Origin of the sequence: Micromonospora sp. URMC 106 (assembly GCF_051386395.1) — a bacterium.
In the GTDB taxonomy this organism is placed as follows: domain Bacteria; phylum Actinomycetota; class Actinomycetes; order Mycobacteriales; family Micromonosporaceae; genus Micromonospora.
Genome location: NZ_JBPQTP010000044.1, coordinates 1 through 21,063, shown reverse-complemented (window position 1 = coordinate 21,063; position 21,063 = coordinate 1). Strand labels below are relative to the sequence as shown.

At 74.1% G+C, this 21,063-nt stretch carries 12 protein-coding genes; 2 read left to right on the top strand and 10 right to left on the bottom strand.

The annotated features are described in order from the left end of the window. Positions 1–98: 98 nt before the first annotated feature. The 8 genes from ACSNOB_RS15895 to ACSNOB_RS15860 form a co-directional block, all read right to left on the bottom strand. Positions 99–6,377 (bottom strand): RHS repeat-associated core domain-containing protein, encoded by a 6,279-nt coding sequence (locus ACSNOB_RS15895; RefSeq protein ID WP_436687335.1) that lies wholly within the window; start codon positions 6,375–6,377, stop codon positions 99–101. Positions 6,378–6,405: 28 nt separating this feature from the next. After that, complete coding sequence (locus tag ACSNOB_RS15890; RefSeq protein ID WP_436687334.1) at positions 6,406–10,815, bottom strand: LamG-like jellyroll fold domain-containing protein; 4,410 nt, start codon at positions 10,813–10,815, stop codon at positions 6,406–6,408. 265 nt (positions 10,816–11,080) lie between these two features. Then, positions 11,081–12,799, bottom strand: coding sequence for an arginine--tRNA ligase (gene argS / locus ACSNOB_RS15885; RefSeq protein WP_436687333.1), 1,719 nt, complete (start codon positions 12,797–12,799; stop codon positions 11,081–11,083). Between the two features lie 269 nt (positions 12,800–13,068). Then, positions 13,069–15,036: a bifunctional aldolase/short-chain dehydrogenase gene (locus ACSNOB_RS15880; protein WP_436687332.1), complete on the bottom strand. Its 1,968-nt coding sequence runs from the start codon at positions 15,034–15,036 to the stop codon at positions 13,069–13,071. Positions 15,037–15,068: 32 nt separating this feature from the next. After that, positions 15,069–16,082, bottom strand: coding sequence for an S-methyl-5-thioribose-1-phosphate isomerase (gene mtnA, locus ACSNOB_RS15875; RefSeq protein WP_436687331.1), 1,014 nt, complete (start codon positions 16,080–16,082; stop codon positions 15,069–15,071). 292 nt (positions 16,083–16,374) lie between these two features. Continuing rightward, positions 16,375–17,226 carry a pyridoxal kinase PdxY gene (pdxY, locus tag ACSNOB_RS15870; RefSeq protein ID WP_436687330.1) on the bottom strand — a complete coding sequence of 284 codons (852 nt, stop codon included), beginning with the start codon at positions 17,224–17,226 and terminating at the stop codon, positions 16,375–16,377. 98 nt (positions 17,227–17,324) lie between these two features. Continuing rightward, on the bottom strand, positions 17,325–17,780 hold the full coding sequence (locus ACSNOB_RS15865) for a DUF6463 family protein (RefSeq protein WP_436687329.1): 456 nt from the start codon (positions 17,778–17,780) through the stop codon (positions 17,325–17,327). Next, positions 17,777–18,391 carry a DUF2867 domain-containing protein gene (locus ACSNOB_RS15860; protein WP_436687328.1) on the bottom strand — a complete coding sequence of 205 codons (615 nt, stop codon included), beginning with the start codon at positions 18,389–18,391 and terminating at the stop codon, positions 17,777–17,779. Before ACSNOB_RS15860 ends, ACSNOB_RS15865 begins: the two co-directional genes overlap by 4 nt. Positions 18,392–18,492: 101 nt before the next feature. On the opposite strand from ACSNOB_RS15860, the gene ACSNOB_RS15855 reads away from it, so the two are divergent. After that, a complete protein-coding gene (locus ACSNOB_RS15855; protein WP_436687327.1) occupies positions 18,493–19,068 on the top strand; it encodes a TetR/AcrR family transcriptional regulator in 576 nt (191 codons plus the stop codon). A gap of 160 nt (positions 19,069–19,228) precedes the next feature. On the opposite strand, the gene ACSNOB_RS15850 is transcribed toward ACSNOB_RS15855, so the two are convergent. Next, positions 19,229–19,822: a MauE/DoxX family redox-associated membrane protein gene (locus tag ACSNOB_RS15850; protein ID WP_436687326.1), complete on the bottom strand. Its 594-nt coding sequence runs from the start codon at positions 19,820–19,822 to the stop codon at positions 19,229–19,231. 157 nt (positions 19,823–19,979) lie between these two features. Here ACSNOB_RS15850 and ACSNOB_RS15845 point away from each other — a divergent pair, with 157 nt between their 5' ends. Then, complete coding sequence (locus ACSNOB_RS15845; RefSeq protein WP_436687325.1) at positions 19,980–20,432, top strand: S26 family signal peptidase; 453 nt, start codon at positions 19,980–19,982, stop codon at positions 20,430–20,432. On the opposite strand, the gene ACSNOB_RS15840 is transcribed toward ACSNOB_RS15845, so the two are convergent. Next, entirely contained in the window at positions 20,385–20,972 is a 588-nt protein-coding gene (locus ACSNOB_RS15840; RefSeq protein ID WP_436687324.1) for a peroxiredoxin family protein, read from the bottom strand. The two genes, ACSNOB_RS15845 and ACSNOB_RS15840, sit on opposite strands and share 48 nt — an antisense overlap. Positions 20,973–21,063 lie beyond the last annotated feature (91 nt).

The window sequence follows — 21,063 nt, the reverse complement described above, 5'->3', positions numbered from 1 at the left end:
GGGCCGAACAAGTACCGGAGGCGGGCTCCGGGTGTCGTCAATGCGACGCCGGCCGCCGACCCGTCGGGGCTGTGGCGGCCGGCGCGCGACGACAGCCGTCAACCGCTGGCGCTGAGCAGGTTGCCGGCGACGTACCACCGTTCCCGGAAGTCCAGGATGATCCGGCCGGGATCACCGGCGGGGAACCGGTCGAGCCCGGCGACGGCCGTCATCCAGTCCCGCTCGCCGGCGCCCGCCCCCGTCTGGCTGCCGATGCCCATGTTGTAGCCGATCCGGATGATCTCGTTCCGGGAGATCGTCGGGTTCGCCGGCGCCGGGCGGGTGTTGTCCACCCGGTCGCCGAGGAACTTCAGGTAGTAGGCGGCGGCCTTGACCGATCGCTGGATGTTGCCCGGGTCCTTCAGGTTGTGGGTGTCCCGCAGCCCGAAGTCGATCGCCCCGCCGGAATGGGCCACCGCTCGCACGAACGCGTCCATCTGGAGGTTCCCCAGGCCCACGCTGGCCACCCGGATGCTGTCGTCGTCCTTCTCCGCGCAGTGGCAGTCCCCGCTCTCGGCGATCAGGACCGCGAGCAGCAGCTGGGGATCGATGCCGGCCTCGGCGGCGGACCGCCTCACGTGGTCGAGGAACTCCGGGGTGGCGTTGTCGCCGAGCCAGTTGTAGACGATCTTCTGACCGCTCCGCCGGTCGGCGCAGTCCGTCACCTGGCACAGGTTGGTGGCCCGGCTGGTCGAGCCGCGGGCGGCGGCGCAACTGCTCACACCGTCCGGACAGTTGGCCCGGTTGCGGTTCACCGTCTGGTAGCCGCGGCTGCTGGTGCCCTTGCGGACCGGAGGGTTGTAGGAGGTGGCCGGGTTGTTGGCCCGCTTCGGCGCCCCCATGCCGCTGCGGCATTCGCCGTCCGGGCAGGAACGGGGGATCAGCCCGTCCGGATCGCTCAACGTCACCGGGTTGTTGTTGCCGTAGTTGTATCCGTTGATCTGCTGCGGATCGGTGATGTTGATGATCGGGTCGACGGAGAGGAAGCGGCCCAGCGCCGGGTCGTACTCGCGGGCGCCGAGGTGGGTCAGGCCGGTGGGGTCCTTGGTGCCCCCCACGAAGCCCTTGTCCAGGCTCGCCGGCCAGGCGCCGGTGCCGCCCCGCTGCTCGCCGAAGGGTGTCTGACGGCGGATCGCCACGGTCTGCCCGACCGCGGTGATGGCGGCCTGGCTGGTGCCGTGGTGGTCACCGGCGAGCCAGGTCACCCCGTTCGGGGTGCGCGTGGCCACCGGCAGCCCCGCGTGCGTGTAGTACCGGGTCGCCGTCGTGCCGCCCGCGGTGACCCGGATCTCCTGGCCGGGCAGGTACAGCGTCCGGCCCGCCGGGTCACGCCGGATCAGCCGGTTGCCGTCGGCGTCGTAGACGTACGACGTGGCGCCCGCCGCGTCGTCGGTGCTGGCCAGCCGGCGCTCCCGGTCCCAGTCGAGGCTCTGGTCGCCGCCGGCCGGCGCCGGGCGGGTGTTGACGTTGCCGGAGCCGTCGTACCCGAAGGCCGCGGTCCGGGTGCCGGCCGAGTCCGCCGTGCTGGTCCCGGTGACCCGGTGGCCGCCGGGCGCGATCGTGTACGTGGTGGTCCGGTCCCCGGCCGGGGTGCCGTACGCGGTCATCGTGGTCCGGCTGCCGGCCGGGTCGTAGCCGTAGGAGTGCCGGTACGCGGCCGGCCCGCCCAGTGCCGCCGAGGTGGGCCCGGCGGCGCAGTTGCCGTCGGCCGGCGTCCACGCGTCGGTCAGCCGCTGGGCGTGGTCGACCGCGAAGCACTGCCGGTCGTCGCTGGTGTCGTCCGTGATCGAGGCGACGTTGCCCGCCGGGTCGTAGCCGTACCGCAGGTCGGACACGTCGGTGGCGACGCCGGCCGTCGGCCGCTGCCGGGTGGTCCAGATCTGCGCCAGCCGCCGGGTGTCGGTGGCGTAGGTGCGGGTGATGTCCACCAGGTCACCCTCGTTGTGCCGCAGGTGCAGCGCGCCGAGTTCCGAGAAGCTGGTGTAGTCGGTGCCGGTGACGTAGGTGCCGCCCAACGACGTCTTCAGCGCCGACGGCCGCCCGAGGGCGTCGTACTCGTGGGTGAGCGTCTCCATCAGCAGTCCGCCCGCCGCCGGGAGGCGGACCGTCCTCGGCGACCCGTCCTCCGGGTGGTAGCCGTGGACGTAGTCGTAGCTGGTCTGGCCGGTCACCCCGGCGGGGATCGTGTACCGCACGGCGGTCGGCTGGTAGCCGACGGTGTAGCCGCGGATCTCGCGGGTGTACGCCTCGGTACCCACGTACCGGGTGCTGCGACCGAGCTGGCCCCGCACCGTGGTGCCGGCCACCTCGTCCCAGACCCACTCCGCCCGCTTCGGGCCGGTCACCGAGTCGTCCCGCGTCGACGTCCGGCGGCCCAGCAGGTCGTACGTGTGGGCGATGGTCTGCCCCTCGGCGTCGGTCTGCGTGACCAGGTCACCGGAGTCGGCATGGCTGCTCGTCACCGTGCCGAGGTCGGGGTCGACGGCCTTCACCGTCCGGCCGCGCAGGTCGTACTCGTAGGACCAGGTCGCCCCGACCGCGTCGGTGACCCGGGCGAGTTGCCCCTTGGCGTCGTGGTGGTAGGTCGTCCGGTCGAAGCCGGTGCCCCCGCCGGCCGGCTGCCCCGCCCGGTACTGGCGCAGCTCGACCACCCGTCCGGCGGCGTCGCGCACGGTCGAGGTGACCACGCCACCCGCCGGCGGTGTGGTGTCGACGCGGTCACCGCCGTAGCCGTACCGGGTCTGCGCGACGACCGTACCGCCGGGGCTCTGCGCCGGCACGTCGCGCAGGTGCGTCTCGACCGCCGTGCGGCCGGCGCCGTCGTACCGGGTCGTGCGGGCCGACGGCACCACCCCCGGCGCGGTGAACAGCACGCCGCTGAGCGTCCGGTCGGCGGGCACGTACGGGTCGAGGACCCGGGCGACCCGGCCGGCCGTGTCGTAGAACGTGTCGGTGACGACCGCGCCGGTGCCGCCGGCGCCGTCGGGCGCCTGTGTCTGGCGTACCCGGGACAGGTTGTCGTGGATGGTGTGGCTGGTCAGGTAGCCACCGCCGGGCTTGAGCCGGCGGGTCGTCACCGTGCTGCCCAGGTTGTCGTTGCGGACCTGGTAGTCGTACTCGATGCTGGCGTCCCGAGGCCAGCCCGCCCGGTCCCGGCCGGGCAGCCACACCGACGTCAGCCGGCCCAGCGGGTCGTACGCCAACTCGGTCACCCGGTCGTTGGCGTCCACCAGGCGCACCGGCTGGCCCCAGGCGGGGGCCAGGGTGGTGGCGGTGGTCCACCCGAGGGCGTTGGTCGCCGCCACACCCGTCACCGGTCCCCCACTGGTCGGGATGTACGTCGTGGTCGTGGTCGCCCCCCGCACGTCGGTGCTGGCCGTCACCCGGCCGTACGCGTCGTGCGTGAACTGCTGCTCGGTGACGTACGCCTTCCGGCTGTCGTCGTCGTGGTACGTCTTCAGCGTCTCCACCCTGGACACGAGACCCCGGGTGGGGACGGCGTCCCAGGCCGACCCGTCGTACGAGGTGCGGACGTCGCCGACCACCTGGGCGTCGGTCAGCCCACCGGCCTGCTGGCCGGCGCAGTCCACGGCGAAGGTGCGCTGCCGGGCCACCCGGTCGACGATCCACGCCTCGGTGTTGCGGCGGTACGTGGTGAGCACGCACCGTTGGTCGTCGTCGCGGCCCTCGTCGCCCTGGTCGTCGACCCGCTCCGGCATGCCGTACTCGTCGTAGCTGGTGGTGGCCCTGGTGGTCCGGTAGCCGCGACCGCCGTCCAGGGTGGTGCGGGTGTGCTCGGCACCGGGACCCACCATCCGGGCGTGCACGGTCACCCCGTCCAGGGTGCGCGAGGCCGTCGGCGCCGACCGCCACGGCACGGTGACGCTGGCCGACACCTCCGCGTCCCCGTCGTACGTGACGGTTTCCCGGGCCATCCCGGCGAACTCGTCCTCGTCGGCCACCGCCGGGACGTCGCCGACGCCGACGGCCGGCAGGATCACCTGGCGCGTGCCGGTCGGCAGCTTGTCCCCGTGCATGCCCCGGAAGAACCGGGTCCGGGTGACGGTCTGCTCCCCCGGGTCACCGGTGGTGGTGACCACCTCCCCGTAGCCGCGCCACACCGACCAGGTCTTGTACTCCGCCTTGACCAGGCCGTCCTCGTCGGTGTAATGCCAGGCCGGGGCGTCCTGGTAGGTGTACCGGACGCGGGTCCGGGGTGAACCGCCGGTCAGCTCCGCCTGACTCACCTCGGTCACCACGTACTTGTGGAAGAAGTCGTCGATCGGCGCGCTGTGCCCCTCCGGCCGCCACTTCACCGGGTAGCAGCGCAACGCGTTGAGGTGCAGGTTGTTCCGGTCCGGCACGCGGGTGCCGGCGACGCAGTCCGCGCCGGAGTACGTGACGTCGGTGACCCCGCCGGTCTCCGACCGCACGGTCTTGATCCGGAACCGGCGCATCGCCGGGTACTGGTCGTTGTTGGTGTCCACCCGGTTCGCCAGCGCCGTACCGGCGAACTCCACGTCGGGCAGGGTGACCGTGCCGTCCCCCGCCTTGCCGGTGTGCGAGATCCTCGCCAGCCACAACACCGGGCCCACGCTGTCGGTGGGGTCCGGGAACGCGTGCGTGAACGTCCACGACTCGACCTCGTCGTAGCCGGCGCCGTCGCGGATCCAGGTGGTCACCGCGCTGAGCCGCTTCTTGGTCCAGAAGGTGGGCGTCACCTGGGCGAAACCGCACGGGCTCGCCGCGCACTCCCGGTCCTTGGGCAGGTCCGGCCAGTTCGCCGGGTTGCCGCAGTCGGCGAGGCACCGGTCCGCCGTCGTGAAGGTCACCCTCATCGGCGCCGGGTCGGCCGAGTCGGTGCGGGTGCCGTACTCGATGACCTCGGGATGTCCGGCGCGGTCGTACGGCACCGCGTCGGTCAGCACGGCGTTGCGGGCGTACCGGTTGGTCTCCTTGGCGTACCCGATCCGCATGGTGTTGCCGTGCCGGTCCACGACGTGGTCGAGCTGCCAGCGGTAGCCCTGCTGGCAGCTCGACGCGGCGAACGCCCCCTGCGCGCACGGCTCACCGGAGTGGTTGCCGAACACCGGCACGGTCAGCGTCGCCTGGGAGCCGGCCCGTCCCCCGTACCAGTAGGTGGTGCCGTCGGTGGTGGTGACCAGCCACCACTCCCCGTTGTCGTCGCCGTTCGCCGCGCCGGTCCTGCGCTCGATCCGGGTGCCGTCGTCGACCCGCAGCCGCCACCGGTCGGTGCCCGACCCGTCCCGGATCAGCTCGCCGGCGTGGCCCGGCATGGTGAGCACCGCGTTGTCGGTCCGCCAGCACAGGTCGCCCGTCCGGGCGGTGTTGGTGGCACCGCCTGCCGTGTCGTCGGCGCACGGCACGTATCGCCGCTCGACGAAGCCGGGGTGCCAGTCGAATCCCTCGCCCAACCAGGACGGCTGGTTGTTGCCGGCGGCCATCCTGCCGTCCACGCTGGCCGAGGAGTAGTTCAGCGTGATCTCCGGTGCCGGCCCGTTCAGCGCCGGTGGCGTCCGCAGGGGATAGCTCCACGAGAAGCCGCCGGAGTTGCCGCCCGCGTTCCAGGTGGCCGACGGGGACAGCGACGTGGCCGCGAAGTCCCCGGCCGCGCCCGAGGCGTCCGCCGCCAGCGCGACCAGCGCGCCGCCCGGGGCCGTCCCGGTCGCGGCGCCGGGCACCTCCACCGTCGCGCTCACCGTGGCCTTCGCGGCGTCGACCCGCGACGGCAGTGGCGTGGCCCGGCAGCCGGCGGGCCGCCCGGTCAGACAGCCCTCGGTGAGCGACCACAGCCGCAGGCGGCTCGCCCAGTCCCCGCCGTAGGCCGTCCGGAACCGGCCGGCGTCGACCGTCACCCGGGCCGGCGCCCCGGCCGGCATCCCGTCGGTCCGGTCCACCCGCAGCACGACCCGGTCGCGGCCCACCTGGCGGACCCGTACCCGGCGCAGCGACTCGCTCCCGTCGGGCCTGCCCTCGATCCACACGGGCAGGTCACCGGCCCGCACCGGCGCGGCCGGGCCGGACGCCGCCGTGCCCGCCGACCGGGCCGCGGGCACCGCCACCTCCGCCGTGGCCCGCGCCGGCCAGACCGGCGCGGTCGCCCGCCAGTCGGTGGCGGTGGTCAGCGGCGCGACCGGCGTGGGGACGGCCCGCCGGCCGGCGACCGTGGGTTCCCGCTGCGCCGACCCGCGCGCCTGGGCGCCGCCCGGGCGTTCGGCCGCCGCGGCCGTGCCGGGCGCGCCGGTCAGTACCGTCGTGGCCAGCGCCATGATCAGCAAGTACGCCGACCCCGCTCGCCAGCGCGTGCTGCCAGTCAATGGACTCCCCTTCGTCGTGTGCGAGCCGTCACTTGGCCCAGATGACCCGGCCGTCGAGGGCGTAGAGGACGAGGTTGCCGTCGTTCTGCACGGCGAGCAGGCGGGCGTCGGTCCCGTGCGTCCGCGTCGACCAGAGCGCGGCTCCGTCGGCGCGGTAGATCACCAGGTTGCCGTCGGTCTGCATCTGCACGAAGGCGCCGGGGTTGCCCTGTGTGTTCGACGCCCAGACGGCGACGCCCTTGTCGTACTGCACCAGGTTGCCGTCGCCCTGCATGATCAGTCGGTGGTTGTCCAGCCGGGACCAGAGGTACTGGCCGGCGGTCAGCCGCTGACCGGTCGTCAGCGTGTCGGTGCCGTGGAACAACCGGGTGGGATCCGGGACCGCGCCCTGGAACGCCCGCACCTCGTCGACGTCGCCGCGGACGAAGGTCCCCGACCCCGAGGTGCCGATCACCAGCGGGCCGGTGGCGTCCCACGGCTGCCACGCCGGGTTCATCGCCGCGGTCGCCCGCGCCGCGCCGTCCACGTACAGCCGCAGTTGCCGCCGCTGGGCGTCGAACACGCCGACCAGGTGGTGCCAGCCGGTCGGGTTGGTCGCCGGGGTGGTCGCGTACGTGCCGTGGGCCGCGTCGGTGGCGGAGGCCTGCATCGCGAACAGCCACTCGCCGCCGTTCGCCGCCCCGTAGTGCAGGTAGAAGCCGGGGTACGCACCGGCGCTGCGTTGCGAGACGAAGGTCTGCGAGACGGCGCTGTCCGACGGTCGGACCCACGCCGACACGGTGAACGACTGGTCGGTGCGCAGCACCTGCCGGTCGGTCGTGGCGTGGTCGTCGATCCCGTCGAGCCGCAGGCCGGTGCCGGTGTGCCCGGCCCCGCTCGCCGGGATCTGCATTCCCCCGTGGAAGTTCAGGTCGTGCGCGAACTCCGACGAGTCGTACGCCGGGCCCTCCCCGACCTGCTCGAAGTGCCACTCGCCGACCCGGCCGGTGGTCAGGGGATCGACGAGTTCGACCACCTCGGAGGTGGTGATGAGCCGGTTCCACACCCGCACGTCGGCGACCGCACCGTGGTACGGCGCGCCGGTGCCGGACCGGCCGACGAGGAACTGCCCGTTGCCGTCCCAGGTCGTCGCGCCGGTGGTCAGGCCCTCCTCCACCCCGTCGACGTAGAGGCGCAGCTCCTTGGCGTCGGCGAGGTAGGTGCCGGTGAGATGGGTCCAGACGCCGACCCGCGGCGCCGACGTGGACCTGACGCTCCACCAGGCGGCCGGGTCGGCCGGGCCCGACGGCGTCAGGAAGGCCCACCGGTCCTCGGTCGCGAGGTAGCGCAGGTGGAACGCGGAGTACTGCCCGGCCCCGCCGGCCTGGGCCACCACCGTCTGGTCGCCGGTGCCCTTCGCGCCGAGCTTGACCCACGCCGACACCGAGAAACTGCGGCTGGTGTCGAGGAAGTCGGCTCGGGCGGCGTGGTCGTCGACGCCGTCGAGCAGCAACGCCGACCGCGACGCCCCGTCGTTGCCGGGCGCCAGCCGGCCGGGTGCGCCGAGGACGGCGCCGCCGGCCACGGTCAGGCCGCGCCCGTTGCCGGTGCCGTCGGCCAGCACCGTGGCGCCGGCGTCGTCGGCGAGCTTCCAGGCCGCCACGGGGCCCGCGGGCGCGGCGACCACGAACTGGTAGGTCCGCCGGGACTCGTTGCCGGCCCGGTCGACCGCGTCGACGTACAGCGTCCGCGCGCCGCCCCAGGTCGGCGTCCAGTGCACCGTCACCGGACCGCCCAGGGCAGCCGGGGTGGCCACGGTGGTCGGTGAGTCGTTGAAGCCCCAGCGGTACGAGGTCACGTCGGGCGAGCTGGCGAAGGTGAACCGGCCGGTCTGCCCGACCGAGCCGCACGGCCCGCCGTCGCAGGCGCCGGCGCCGGGCTTGTACACGTCGGCCGTCACCGTCGCGGGGGCCGGCTTGACCGTGTCCACGGTGAACTCGCACACGCCGGAGTCGGCGCCGCTGACCCGGCCGTCGGAGGCGTACGCCCGGTAGAGGTAGGTCCCGCCGTGGGAGAGGCCGCGCGCCGCGACCGTCCAGCGCGCACCGCCCTCACCGCCGCGTTGCCCGAGGCCCGGGTACATCGTCCAGGTCGTGGTGTCCGGCGGGGCGGCGACGATGTCGGTGGTGCCGTTGCCGTCGACGTCCGGGGTGGTCAACGCCCGGTAGTTCCACCAGCCGCTGCCGATCTGCGCGCGGCCCGCGTCCGAGTGCGACCGGCCGCCGCTGCCCGGGTACAGCCACAGCTGCCCCGACGACGGGTCGCGGGCCACGACGTCGGACCTGCCGTCCCGGTCCCAGTCCGGCGTGCCGAAGTAGGTGTAGCCGAACCAGCCCGTGCCGATCGAGGCACGTTCCTGCGTGGCCTGTCCCCGCCTGCTCTCTCCCGGGTACACCCACATCACGCCGCCGCTGTCGCTGGCGATCACGTCCAGGTGCCCGTCCCGGTCCCAGTCGGCGAGCCCGGCGTAGGTGAAGTCCTGCCATCCGCCGCCGAGCGGGAACCGGGCGTCGGAGAAGCCGCTGGCGGTGTCCGCCCCGGCGTACATGAACAGTTCGCCGCTGGGGTTGTACCGGACGACCACGTCGAGGAACCCGTCCCCGTCCCAGTCGGCGACCCCGGCGATCTGCCAGGCCCACCCGTGCCAGCCGGAGCCGATCTGCCGGCGTGACTGCAATCCGGTGCCGCCGGAGAGGCCGGGCCAGACGTACAGGTAGCCGTCGCCGTCGCGGCCCAGCACGTCCGGCACGCCGTCGCGGGTCCAGTCCGCCGTGGCCACGAACTCGTCGCCCTGGTCGAGCACCCCGGCCGGCAGGGTCACCTGCGCGGTCGTCCCGGACGGCACGCCGTCCTGGGCGGTCTCCGACTCCGGCCCCTGCGACGCGTCGGGCCGGATGCGCTTGCGCTTGACGACGGTCCGCAGCGTGTTGCCGTCCGCGTCCGAGACGTACGCCCGCACCGTCGGGCTCGCCGTCGGCACGTACGGACGGGCGGGACCGGTGGCGCAGGGGCGACCGTCGACGGTCAGGTTGGCCGGCGTGTCCGGGTACGAGTTGAGGTTCACGATCAGCCTGGCCGTGGTGGCGTCGAACTTCTTCCACCCGGCGCTGGACCCCTCGTCCGCCGCGATCAGCCCGAACGTCACCCAGCCGTGGTGCTCGGCGTGCCGCAGGGTGGCCGCGGTGAGCGGGAACTCGCTGCCCTTGCGCACCGAGCCGCAGGAGCTGTTCCTCGCCGCCGCGCCGTTGTGACCCTCGAACGCCCCGGCGGTGTTGTACCAGTCGGTGTCCGCGTTCAGCGTGGCCCGCACGACCCGCAGCTCCGTCCAGCTGTCGGTGCAGCTCGCCGAGTGCAGCAGGTCGATCGTGAAGTCGGGAGCGAGGTCACCCTCCAGGATCTGCTTGCCCTGCCAGGCCGCGGTGGGGAACTGGAACATCGACCGGTAGGTGACCGGGTTGTAGTAGCCGACCTTCGCGCACTCGGTGCTGTACGGGCCGCTGCAGTTCCACTTGTCGTAGCTCCAGTACGACTGGTCCGGCGAGTTCAGGTTGATCATCGTCCACGCGGCGTAGCCGATGGTGGGGTCCACGACCAGCGGGAAGGTCGCCTCGGGATCGCGCAGCAGGCCGGCGTCCGGAGCGAGCACGACCTTGCCGGCGGACGACACGGTCAGCCCCACCGCGGCGTCGCGCGCGCCCTCCCGCGGCCCGTCGACGGCCGCGCCGGACGCGGCCCGGTCAGCGGCGCTCGCCCCGGCCGGTGCGCCACCCGCGGCCGGGTCGCCGGCGCTCGCCCCTACGGCGGCGCCGCCCGCGTCCCACATCCGGGGCGCGGTCGCGGTCAACACCGCCCGGCCGGCCGCGTCCACGACCCGGGTGCCCTGCCACCGCAGCCCGGTGAGCCTGCTGCCCAGCGCGAGGCGGCGGAGCGCCGGGTTCGCCGCCGCCGCCCGGTCCTTCACCACCAGCACGAACGAGAAACCGGTGCCGCGCGCGGTGGCCACCAGGTCCACCCCGGGCAACGCCTCGGCGTACGTGGCCCGGGCGCCGTCCAGCCGCGGCTTCGGCAGCGAGCCCGGCCAGGACAGCGCCACCTCGCCGCCGTCGCGGCGGACCCGGACGAACTCCGTCGAGCCACCGCCGGAGAACGTCACGTCGACGGCGGACGCCGCCGGCCGGACGGTGCCGTCGGCGGCGACCGACAGCGTCGCGTCCAACGCCGTCCAGCCACCACCCGCCCGCCGGGCGCGCTGGGGGAAGGCGTACTGCTCGACGGTGGCCGTCCCGTCCGGGTTGACGTACACCTGGGTGGTCTCGGTCCGCCGGGACGTCACCTCGACGCGGCGCTCGCACTCGGCGGCCATGCTCGCGGCGGCCGCCGCCTGTGGCACCTCCGCCACGCAGCCCGATCCCGCGGCGGTGGCCGCGGACCGTCCGAACGGTGCCGTCAGCGACGCGAGCACCGCCACCGCCGCGCAGGCAGCCGCGAGCAAGCTTCGTCGGCGCATCGATCCCCCCGGAGACGTAGGACAGCAGTGCGACGGTCGACCGACGGGCGTCGCCGAGCCGTCCATCACCTGCGACCTGAAGTGTGCGCATCGATCGCCGCTCATGGCCGCCGTGAACGGGCCAATCTCCGCAGCTATCGCGTCAACAGCTGGCGCGTCACATCCGCTCCACGGTCCGGATGCCGAGCAGGTGCAGCCCCTGCCGCAGGGTCCGGGCGGTCAGGTCGGCCAGCAGCAGCCGGCTCTCCCGCAGCTCGTCGGGGGCGCGCAGCACGGGACAGCGTTCGTAGAACGCGCTGAACGCGGTCGCGAGCCGGTGCAGGTGGCCGGCGAGGTGGTGGAACTCCAGGCTCCGCTCCACCCTGCCCACCACCCCGGCGAAGCCGAGCAACTCCATCGCCAGCACCCGCTCCGCGCGCTCGGCGAGCACGACCGGCGCATCCGGCCGCGCGTCCGTCCCGGCCCGCCGGAACACCGACCGGATGCGCGAGTACGCGTACTGGAGGTAGGGGGCGGTGTCGCCGTCCAGGGACAGCATCCGCTCCCAGTCGAGGACGTAGTCCTTCGTCCGGTCGGTGGACAGGTCGGCGTACTTGATCGCGCCGATGCCGACGGCCCGGCCGATCTCGGCGGTCGCCTCGTCGTCCAGTGCGGGGTTCTTGGTCCGGGCCAGGTCGGTGGCGCGGCTGACCGCCTCCTCGAGCAGTCCGACCAGCTTCACCGACTCGCCGGTCCGGCTGCGCAGCATCCGCCCGTCGGCGCCGAGGATGGAGCCGAAGCCGAGATGTTCGGCCCGGGCCGGCGGGCGCAGCCAACCGGCCGCCCCGGCGACGGCGAAGACCATCGCGAAGTGCTGCCGCTGCGGCTGCCCGACGACGTACAGCAGCCGGGTCGCGCCCAGCTCGCCGGTGCGCTGCCGCAGCGCGGCCAGGTCGGTGGCGGGGTAGCCGTAGCCACCGTCGCTCTTGCGCACGATCAGCGGCAGCGGCTCGCCGTCCCGGCCGGTGAAACCGGGCGGGAACACGCAGTCGGCTCCGCCGCTGCGCACCAGCAGCCCGAGCCGGTCCAGGTCCTCGACGACGCCGCCGAGCAGGTCGTTGTACGCGCTCTCGCCCCGGAAGTCGTCCTCGGTCAGCGTCACGTCGAGCAGGTCGTACGCGGTCAGGAAGTGCCGCTCGGACTGCTCCACCAGCAGCCGCCACAACCGCCGCGTCCGCTCGTCGCCGCCCTGCAACGCGACCACCCGCAGCCGCGACCGCTCCCGGAACGCCTCGTCGGCGTCGAACTTCGCCCGGGCCGCCTTGTAGAAGGCGTCCAGGTCGCCCATCGACAGCTCGTGCGCCGCCTCCGCCTCGCCGAGGTCGGCCAGGTGCTCGATCAGCATCCCGAACGGGGTGCCCCAGTCGCCCAGGTGGTTGGCCCGAACCACCCGGTGCCCGAGCCAGTCGAGCAGCCGTACCGCGGCGTCGCCGATGACGGTGGAGCGCAGGTGCCCGACGTGCATCTCCTTGGCCACGTTCGGCGCCGAGTAGTCGACCACCACGGTCTGCGGCGCCGCCGTCAGCGGCACGCCGAGCCGGTCGTCGCCGGCCAGCTCGGAGACCAGCGCGGCCAACGCCCGGTCGGCCACGACCAGGTTGAGGAAGCCGGGCCCGGAGACCTCCGCCGACGCGCAGACGTCGTCCAGCGCCGCGCGCTCCAGCACCTCGGCGGCGATGTCGCGCGGCGGGCGACCGAGCCGCCGGGCGAGCGCCAGCGCCGCGTCGGACTGGAAGTCCGCGCGCGGCGAACGCCGCACCACCGGGTCGACCGGGCCGCCGGCCACGGTCGCGAACGCCGGCGCCAGCCGGTCGCAGAGCAGCTTTTCAAGATCCATGGGTACGCCGATCTCGCTCGGACCCGCGTCGTCGCGCGGGCCGCTGGAAAGGGAGATGCGGGCGGATCGAGGGCGACCGTCATCGACCGGCGGCTCGATCCGCCGGTCGCAGGGAAGAGGTCAGCGCGGGCGGGCGACGGATCGCCGGCGTCGCTCCGCACCGACCTGGACGTCGTACGACGTTCCGGTGCACTGAGCGGTCGCGCTGGTCATGGGGGCAGCATAGCGGTCCGGCCCGGGCGGGAACACGCCGAGCCGGACCGGGGCGCTCAGATCACCCGCTCGTTCCCCCCGTCCACGGTGATCTGCGCGCCCGTGGTGGCCGCGAAGGTCTCCCCGCAGAGCGTGGCGGCCAGGTCGCCGACCCGGGCGCTGGTGATCTCCGTCCGGAGCAGGTTCCGCCGCTTGTACTCCGCCACGGTCAGCCCGTAGCGCCGGGCCCGGGCCGCCAGCAGCTCCGCGCTCCACAGCCCGGTGTCGAAGACCGCGTCGGGATGCAGCACGTTCACCCGGATGCCGTCGGCCGCCCACTCCAGCGCCGCCACCCGGGCCACCTGGGTCACCGCCGCCTTCGACGCCGAGTAGGCGACCGCACCGGGCCCGGGGGCCAGGGCGTTGCGCGAGGCGACCACGACCACCCGGCCGCCCCGGGGCGCGAGCGCCAGCAGCGGGTGGGTCCGGGAGAACAGGTACGCCACCGACTCCGCGTTCACCGCCATCGTGCGCCGCCAGTCGGCCTCATCCAGCCCGGCGATCTCCCGGCTCGCCGGGAAGATCCCGGCGGCCGCGACGACGATGTCCACCCCGCCGAACCGGTCCACCGCCGCGTCCAGGGCGGCGTCGACGGCCGCGGAGTCGGTGACGTCCACGGTCAGCCCGAGCCGGGCCGGCCCGTCCGACCCGGCGACCGCCGGGTCCCGGTCCAGGGCCACCACGCAGGCCCCCCGCGCCAGGAGCGCCTCGGCGCAGGCCCGGCCGATGCCCGAGGCCGCCCCGGTCACCACCGCCACCTCGCCGGCGAACTCCGGCGCCGGGCCGCCCCGCCGCAGCTTCGCCTGCTCCAGCTCCCAGTATTCGAGGTCGAAGATCTCCTGCTCCGACAGCGCCCGGTAGCCGCCGACCGCCTCGGCCGCCTCGATCACGTCGACGGTGTGCCGGTAGATGTCCCGGGCCATCGTGGCCTCGGCCGCCGAGCGCCCGGCGGTGAGCATGCCCAGCTCCGGATCGAGGATCACCCGGGGCGCGGGGTCGAGCACGGTCAGCGTCGCGCTCCGGGCCCGGGAGCGGTTGTGGTCGACGTACCGGCGGTAGGCGTCGGCGTAGCCGGCCACGTCGGTGCCGACCAGCGGGATCCGCTTGGTGCGCAGCACGTGGTCCGGGGTGACCGGGCCACGGGTGGCGACCGCCGCCAGGTCGGGCCGGTCGAGGAACGCCCGCACGGCCGGATCCTCGTACCGGCTGAGCAGCATCGGGGCGCCCGCCGCGGTGGAGACCTCGCGGCGCAGCCCGGCCAGCCGCAGCCGGTCCACCGGCCGGGGTGCGGTGGGCGCGACCCGGGGCCGGGGCAGGGGCAGGGCCATCCGGTCCTCCGCCCGGGTGACGAGCTCGATGTGCCGCCGGTACGCCTCCTCGGCGTCCGCGCCGAAGGTGAACAGTCCGTGGTTGAGCAGGACCATGCCGACCGTCCCGGCGTGGGCGCGCGCCGGATACAGCTCCGCGCAGAGCCGGGCCAGGTCGAAACCGGGCATGACGTACGGGACCACGACGACGCTGTCGCCGTAGACCTCCTCGACCAACCGGGCGCCCTCCGGCTGGTTGGTCAGGGCGAGCAGCGCGTCGGCGTGGCTGTGCAGCACGGCCGGGTACGGCAGCAACGCGTGCAGCAGGGTCTCGACGCTCGGGTCCGGGGCGGTCGCGTCGAGGCGGGCGCACCGCAGCTCGTTCATCATGTCGCTGTCGCCGAGCCGCTCCAGCCGCAGCAGCGTGCGCAGCCGGTCCAGCCGCAACGCGGTGAAGCCGGACGCGTCCATGGTCGCCAGGTCGGAGCCGCTGCCCTTGACGTGGAGCACCGCCACCGGCTCCCCGGTGAGGTCGGTGGCGGTCGTCTTGACCGAGGTGTTCCCTCCGCCGTGCAGCACCAGGCCGGTGTCGGCGCCGAGCAGCCGGGACGCGTACACGAGTCGCGCGATCGGGTCGGAGCGGTCCGGGGCGTCGGCGGCGGACCAGCGGTTGAGCATCGGGGGTGGCTCCTTGCGGGAGGGTCGGGTGGTCAGGCCCGGCCGGTGGGGTCGTCGGGGCGGCCGCCCGCGGCCGGCAGGATAACCCGACGCTCGGTGACGATGGCGGTGACCAGATCCGCCGGGGTCACGTCGAAGGCGTAGTTCAGCGTCCCGGTGCCCGTCGGGGCCACGGTTGCCGCACCGAGGCGGGTGATCTCCTCGGGGGCGCGTACCTCGATGTGGACGTCCCGGCCGGTCGGGGTGGCCAGGTCGACGGTCGACTCCGGGGCGGCGACCACCATCGGCACCCCGGCGCGGGCCGCCGCCAGGGCCAGCGGGTAGGTGCCCACCTTGTTGATCACGTCACCGTTGGCGGTGATCCGGTCCGCGCCGACCACGACCGCGTCGACCAGGCCCTGCGCCAACACCGACGCGGCGGCCGAGTCGACCACGAGGGTGTGCGGCGCGCCGATCTGGCCCAGCTCCCACGCGGTCAGCCGCGCGCCCTGCAGCAGTGGGCGGGTCTCGGAGGCGTACACGTGGGTCAGCGCCCCCTGCTCCTGCAGGGAACGGACCACGCCCAGCGCCGTGCCCCACTCGACGGTGGCCAGGGCCCCGGCGTTGCAGTGGGTCTGCACCGCCACCCGCGGCCCCACCGTCTCGACCAGCCAGCGCGCGCCCCGCTCGCTGAGCGCACGGCAGCAGCGGACGTCCTCCGCCAGCACCGCCAGCGCCTCGGCTAGGGCCGCCTCCGCGCCCTCGGCGTCGAGCCGTGCGCGTACCCGGTCGACGCCCCAGGCGAGGTTCACGGCGGTGGGACGGGCGGCCCGGATCGCGTCGACGGCCCGGCGCAGCTCCGCCGGGTCGTCCGGATGCAGCCGGGCGGCGAGGGCCACCCCGAGCGCCCCGGCGACGCCGATCGCGGGCGCGCCCCGGATCGCCAGCGACCGGATCGCCGCGATCAACTCCTCCACGGTCCCGATCTCGAGGAACTCGACCTCGTGCGGCAGGCGAGTCTGGTCGATCGCGACGATCCGACCGTCGCGCCAGTCGATGGTCCGCATCCACACCCCCACTGTCCGGGTCCCATAACCTACGGTGGCGACCCGCTCCCCCGCTACCTCCCGACCGCTCGGTGGGCGCACCCGCGTCGGTCCTCGGCGCCGGTTCCGACGGGACTCCGGCGGTGGTCGTCCAGCACGACCTGACCGAGGCCGACCACCCGCCGTCGTCCCGAAAACGGTGGAAAATCGGCACGACCGTCGTGGGCGCTGCCGGCGGCGGCGGCCGGTCGGCCCGCTGCGCGACCACCCGGACGCGGCGACCGGCGAGAGGGCTACGCCGGAGGAGGTCGCGTCAGCGCAGCCGCCGGGCGGCGAACCTGGCCGGCGGCTCGGCGATCGCGTCCTGGGCCGCGATCAGCTGGATCTCCCGGGTGCCCGCCGCGAGGGTCGCCTCGAGCACGGCGAAGACGGACGCGATGGTGCGTTCCAGTGCCGTCGCGGGCGAGCCCGTCGTCCACAGATGCGCGAGGTACAGCGCCGCGGTGATGTCGCCGCCGCCGTTCGGGTTGATCGGCAGCAGCGGCGTGGTCACCGCCCAGGCGCCCTCGTCCGAGACGGCCACCACCTCCAGCGACCCCGTCGGCACCTCGCCGTGGAGCACGCTGGTGACCAGGACGTGCCGCGGCCCGGTCTCGCGCACCACGTCGACCGCCTCCAGCACCTCCGTCAGCGAGTTCGTCGGGCGGCCCGCGAGGAAGTCCAGCTCGAAGTGGTTCGGGGTGATGATGTCCGCGCGTGGGACGACGACGTCCCGCATGTACTCGGGGATGCCCGGCCGGACGAACATCCCGCGGCCGGCGTCGCCCATCACCGGGTCGCAGCAGTACACCGCGTTCGGGTTGGCCGCCTTGACCCTGTCCACCGCGTCGAGGATGACCGCGCCCATCGCCGGGTCACCCTGGTAGCCCGACAACACCGCGTCCGCGCTGCCGAGGACCCCACGGTCCGCGATGCCCGCGATGACCTCGGCCACGTCGGCCGGCGCCAGCAGCGGCCCGCGCCACGCGCCGTACCCCGTGTGGTTGGAGAAGTGGACCGTCACGACCGGCCAGACCTCGTGCCCGAGCCGCTGGAGAGGGAATGCCGCCGCCGAGTTGCCGACGTAGCCGTAGGCGACCGAGGACTGGATGGACAGGATCTTCACAGACTCATCATGGCGCTTGCCGCCGGTGCGGCGCGTACCGCCCGCCGTTCCTGTCGGGTGACCCACTCCGGGCCCTCCCTCCGCCGCCCGGGCGCGGATCACGCCGGGCTGTTCTCCCGGTCGCGGCCTGCCCGCGACCGCTCTTCCTTCCGCGTCGCCAGGACGATGAGCGCGCCGGCGGCGACGCCCGCGAAGTACGGGGACGGCACGAGCAGGACGCCGCCGACGAGACACCAGGCCGCGAGGCCCCAGCCGATCCCGGCGGGGACGGCCACCCCGCGCCCGGCGAGGTGCCATGTCAGGCAGCCCAGGAGAATCAGCGGTACGGCGAAGCTTCCCGGACCGGCCCAGAAGGTGGCCCCGTTCCGGACGGACTCCACCGTCTGATCGGCGCCCCCGTCCGTCAGCGCGAGCGGGACGGCTGCCCACACCCCCCGGTCCACCCAGCCGGCGATGTCCTCCCGGGCGAAGGCGGTCGACAACAACAGGTGACCTGTCCCCAGCACGAGCATGATGCCGCTCGCCCAGCGCAGCAGTCGCCTACCGGCGTTCATCGGCGGCCCCGTCCACCGTGCTGCGCCGCGAGTTCGTCGCGGTCGCGCCAGGCTCGCTCCCACTGCCGGGTCAGGGCCGGATAGACGATGACGTATCGGAAGGGCGCGATGGCGGCCATGTAGAGCCGCCCGAACCATCCGTTGGGCTTGACGAGGACGGCCATCCGCAGCTCGTGGTCACCGTTGGATCCCCGCACCCAGCCCAGGTGCATCACGGTGTGCACGGTCTTGTTCACCAGCTCGCGAGCGGACTCCGTGCCGAGTTCGTAGATCGCCTTCAGGGGCATGTCGTCGTCGTCCTCACCCCGCGCCTCGCGGAGGTCGAGGGGCAGGCGGCTGCGGAGCGAGGCGACCCGCGCGTCGACGCCCGCCTCCGGATCGTCCCAGCCGAGCAACGCGCCGAGCTTCCACCGAACGGCGAACAGGAACCGCACCGGCAGGGGCTGCCTCGTGAGCCCGCCGGCCGTGCGCATCGCCGCCAGCATCGCCGGAAAGTCGTCGGGCCCGGCACCGGGGGTACGGAACGCCCACACGTCCTCGACCCTGAAGTCGGAGCTGAGTTCGTGAATGCGCCACGGAAGACTGGTGTGCGCGGTGGTCGGAAGTCTCACAGGTGTGCCCTCCCCGGGCTCTCCTTGCGGTGCCGTCTCCGCAAGTTGATCTGCTGTGTTGGCCAGCATAGATTATTATGGCCAGCATAGAAGGGGGTGGCGTGACAACACGACGGGGGCAGACCAGCGCAGAGAGCCGCGAGCTGATCCTCACCGCGGCGGCGGAGCTGTTCGCGGCCAAGGGCTACCGGCAGACGACGTTCGCCGACGTGGCCGAGCGATCCGGGATCAGCCGGGGATCCATTCCGTGGCACTTCGGCAGCAAGGAGGGTCTACTGCTGGCGGTGCTCGAACGGTCGGTGGACCTGCTCAACGCGAGCCTCGACGACCCGCCCGAGCAGGGCGCCGACCTGGGGCTGGATCGCGTGACGAAAGGGCTCGAGGCGCTGTTCGCGCAGCCCACCACGAAACTGTTCGTCACGCTGCTGGTGGAGGCGCTGGAGCCGGACTCACCCATCCACGACCGCTACGTCGCGATCCACGACACCCTGCGCGGCCACTGCAAGCGCTGGCTGGATCGGTTCGCGCCGTCCGCCGGCCCGTCCACCGAGGCGCTGGCGGTCGCGATCGTCGGGGCGGGGATCGGCATCCACCTGCAGTGGCTGGTGGCGCCCGACCGGGTCGACATCGGGCAGTCGTTGGCCGCGCTGCGCGCACTGGTGGCGGGCATCCACTGAGGGCCGCCGCCCCGCCGCCAGCGGGAACGACCGCTGTCACCGCCTCCGCCGGCTGGCCGGAGCCGGGAAGGTCGCTCGCCACGGGCCGCGGCGGTTCGACCGGCCCGGTGACCCGTTCGAACGGACGCCCGGGTCGGTGTCCGTCATCGCGTCGGTGTGGTCAGGCGCCCGGCCGGCCGCCCCGCGGGGCGGCACCCCGGCCGGCAGCGGCTCCGGGCGGGGTGCCGGGCGAGAACAGGGCGACGACGTCGTCGAGGCGGACGACGACGAGCGCGCCCACCACGGCCAACGGCACGGACAGCACCGCGGCCGCGACCGTCAGCCCGGCATCCCCGAGCGAGGCGTACGCGCCGGTCCCGGCGACCACGAGCAGCGCGACGTTGCGCGCGAGATGGTGCCGGCCGAACGGGGCCGCCGCGGCTTCGCCGAAGCACCGGCAGGACACCGGCGTACCACGGCGGAGGACCGCCACGATCGCCACCGTGAACGCGGCCAACAGGGCCGTCGTCAGCGCGAACCCGACCGTGGTCACCGCGGCGCCGGGCAGCGGCGCCAGCAGCAGCACGGGCACCGCCGCCTCGGCCACCACCACCGCGCCCGCCACCGGGACGACCACCCGCGCCGGCAGCAGGTTCATGGCCCGCAGCGAGTCGGCGAACGCCCGGAACGCGGGCCGCCCGCGCAGCTTGCTGGCGGCCGACGCCAGGAAGACCAGCGCGAGCAGGCATCGGCTGAACGCCAACACGTACGACATGCTCTCCCGCCTCTGGTTGCTGCTCACCCCCGCGCGAGGTGAGCGTGGTTCGACGTTTCGCGCTTCGCCGGCGGGACGTCTGCCGTGCCGGCGCGCGCGTCTGTCCCACGGCCCGTGCCGGCCGGCCCCTGCCCCGCCGCTCCGCTACCGTGGTGCGGTGTCTCAACCCGCTCTGCTGATCACCGTCGGCGCGTTCGTGACGCTCGGGATCGCCGTGTTGGTTGCCCGCGCCCTGCTCCAGGTGGTCGGGGTCAACGGTGACAGCATGACCCCGACGTACCGGGAGGGCGACCAGCTCCTCGTGCTCCGGCGGGGGTTCCGGCGGCGGCTGCGCGTCGGTGCGGTCGTCGTCTGCCTGCCGCCGCCCGGCGTCAGGATCAGAGCGGGCGACGTCGACGCCGCCTCCCAGTTGATGGTCAAGCGGGTGGCGGCGCTGCCGGCAGGACAGGTCTACGTCCTCGGCGACGCGCCGCGGCACAGCCTCGACTCGCGGGCGTTCGGCGCGCTCCCGCCGGAGCTGGTGCGGGGCGTGGTCGTCCGACGGCTGCGGGCCGCCCTGCGGTCATCGCCCGGCGGACACGACGTCGCGCCCCGGGGACAGGTCGGGTAGCTGGGTGGCGTTGTTGCTGGCGGCGGCCACCCGACCGTCGGTGTCGACCAGGTAGAACGCGGGGAACGCGGCGACCTGGAAGGCCGACTGGAGCGCCCCGTCGAGCGGCTCGTGGACGATGACCGCCCGGCTGTCCTCCACGCCCAACGCGGCGACCAGTTCGGCGCGCTCGCGGTCGTCACGGTCCGGCGCCGGGTGCAGCCGGGTGATCACGACGAGCACGGCCATCGGGGTGTCGAGCGCTTCGGCGAGCGCCGATCGCGTCGAGGGCAACTGCTCCTGGCACCCCGAACAGTCGGGCGCGAGGAACGCCACCAGGCCGCCCGACGCGCGCAGCGAGGCGATGGAGACCACGTCCCCGCCGGCGGTGGCGGCGGTGAAGTCCGGCACCTGCGCGCCGACCGAGAGGGTCACCGGTGGGCGGGCCCGCGCCAGCTCCTGCGTGTGTTCGCGCAGCTTCCGGATGACGCCGAAGGTCAGTAGCAGGTTCAGCAGCGTGAGGGTGGTGAGGACGACGAGAACGGCGACGACTATGGGCATGGGTTCGCTCCTGACGGGAAAGGGCACCAGCGCGCCGGGGGGGGGGGGGGGGGGGGGGGGGGGGGGGGGGGGGGGGGGGGGGGGGGGGGGG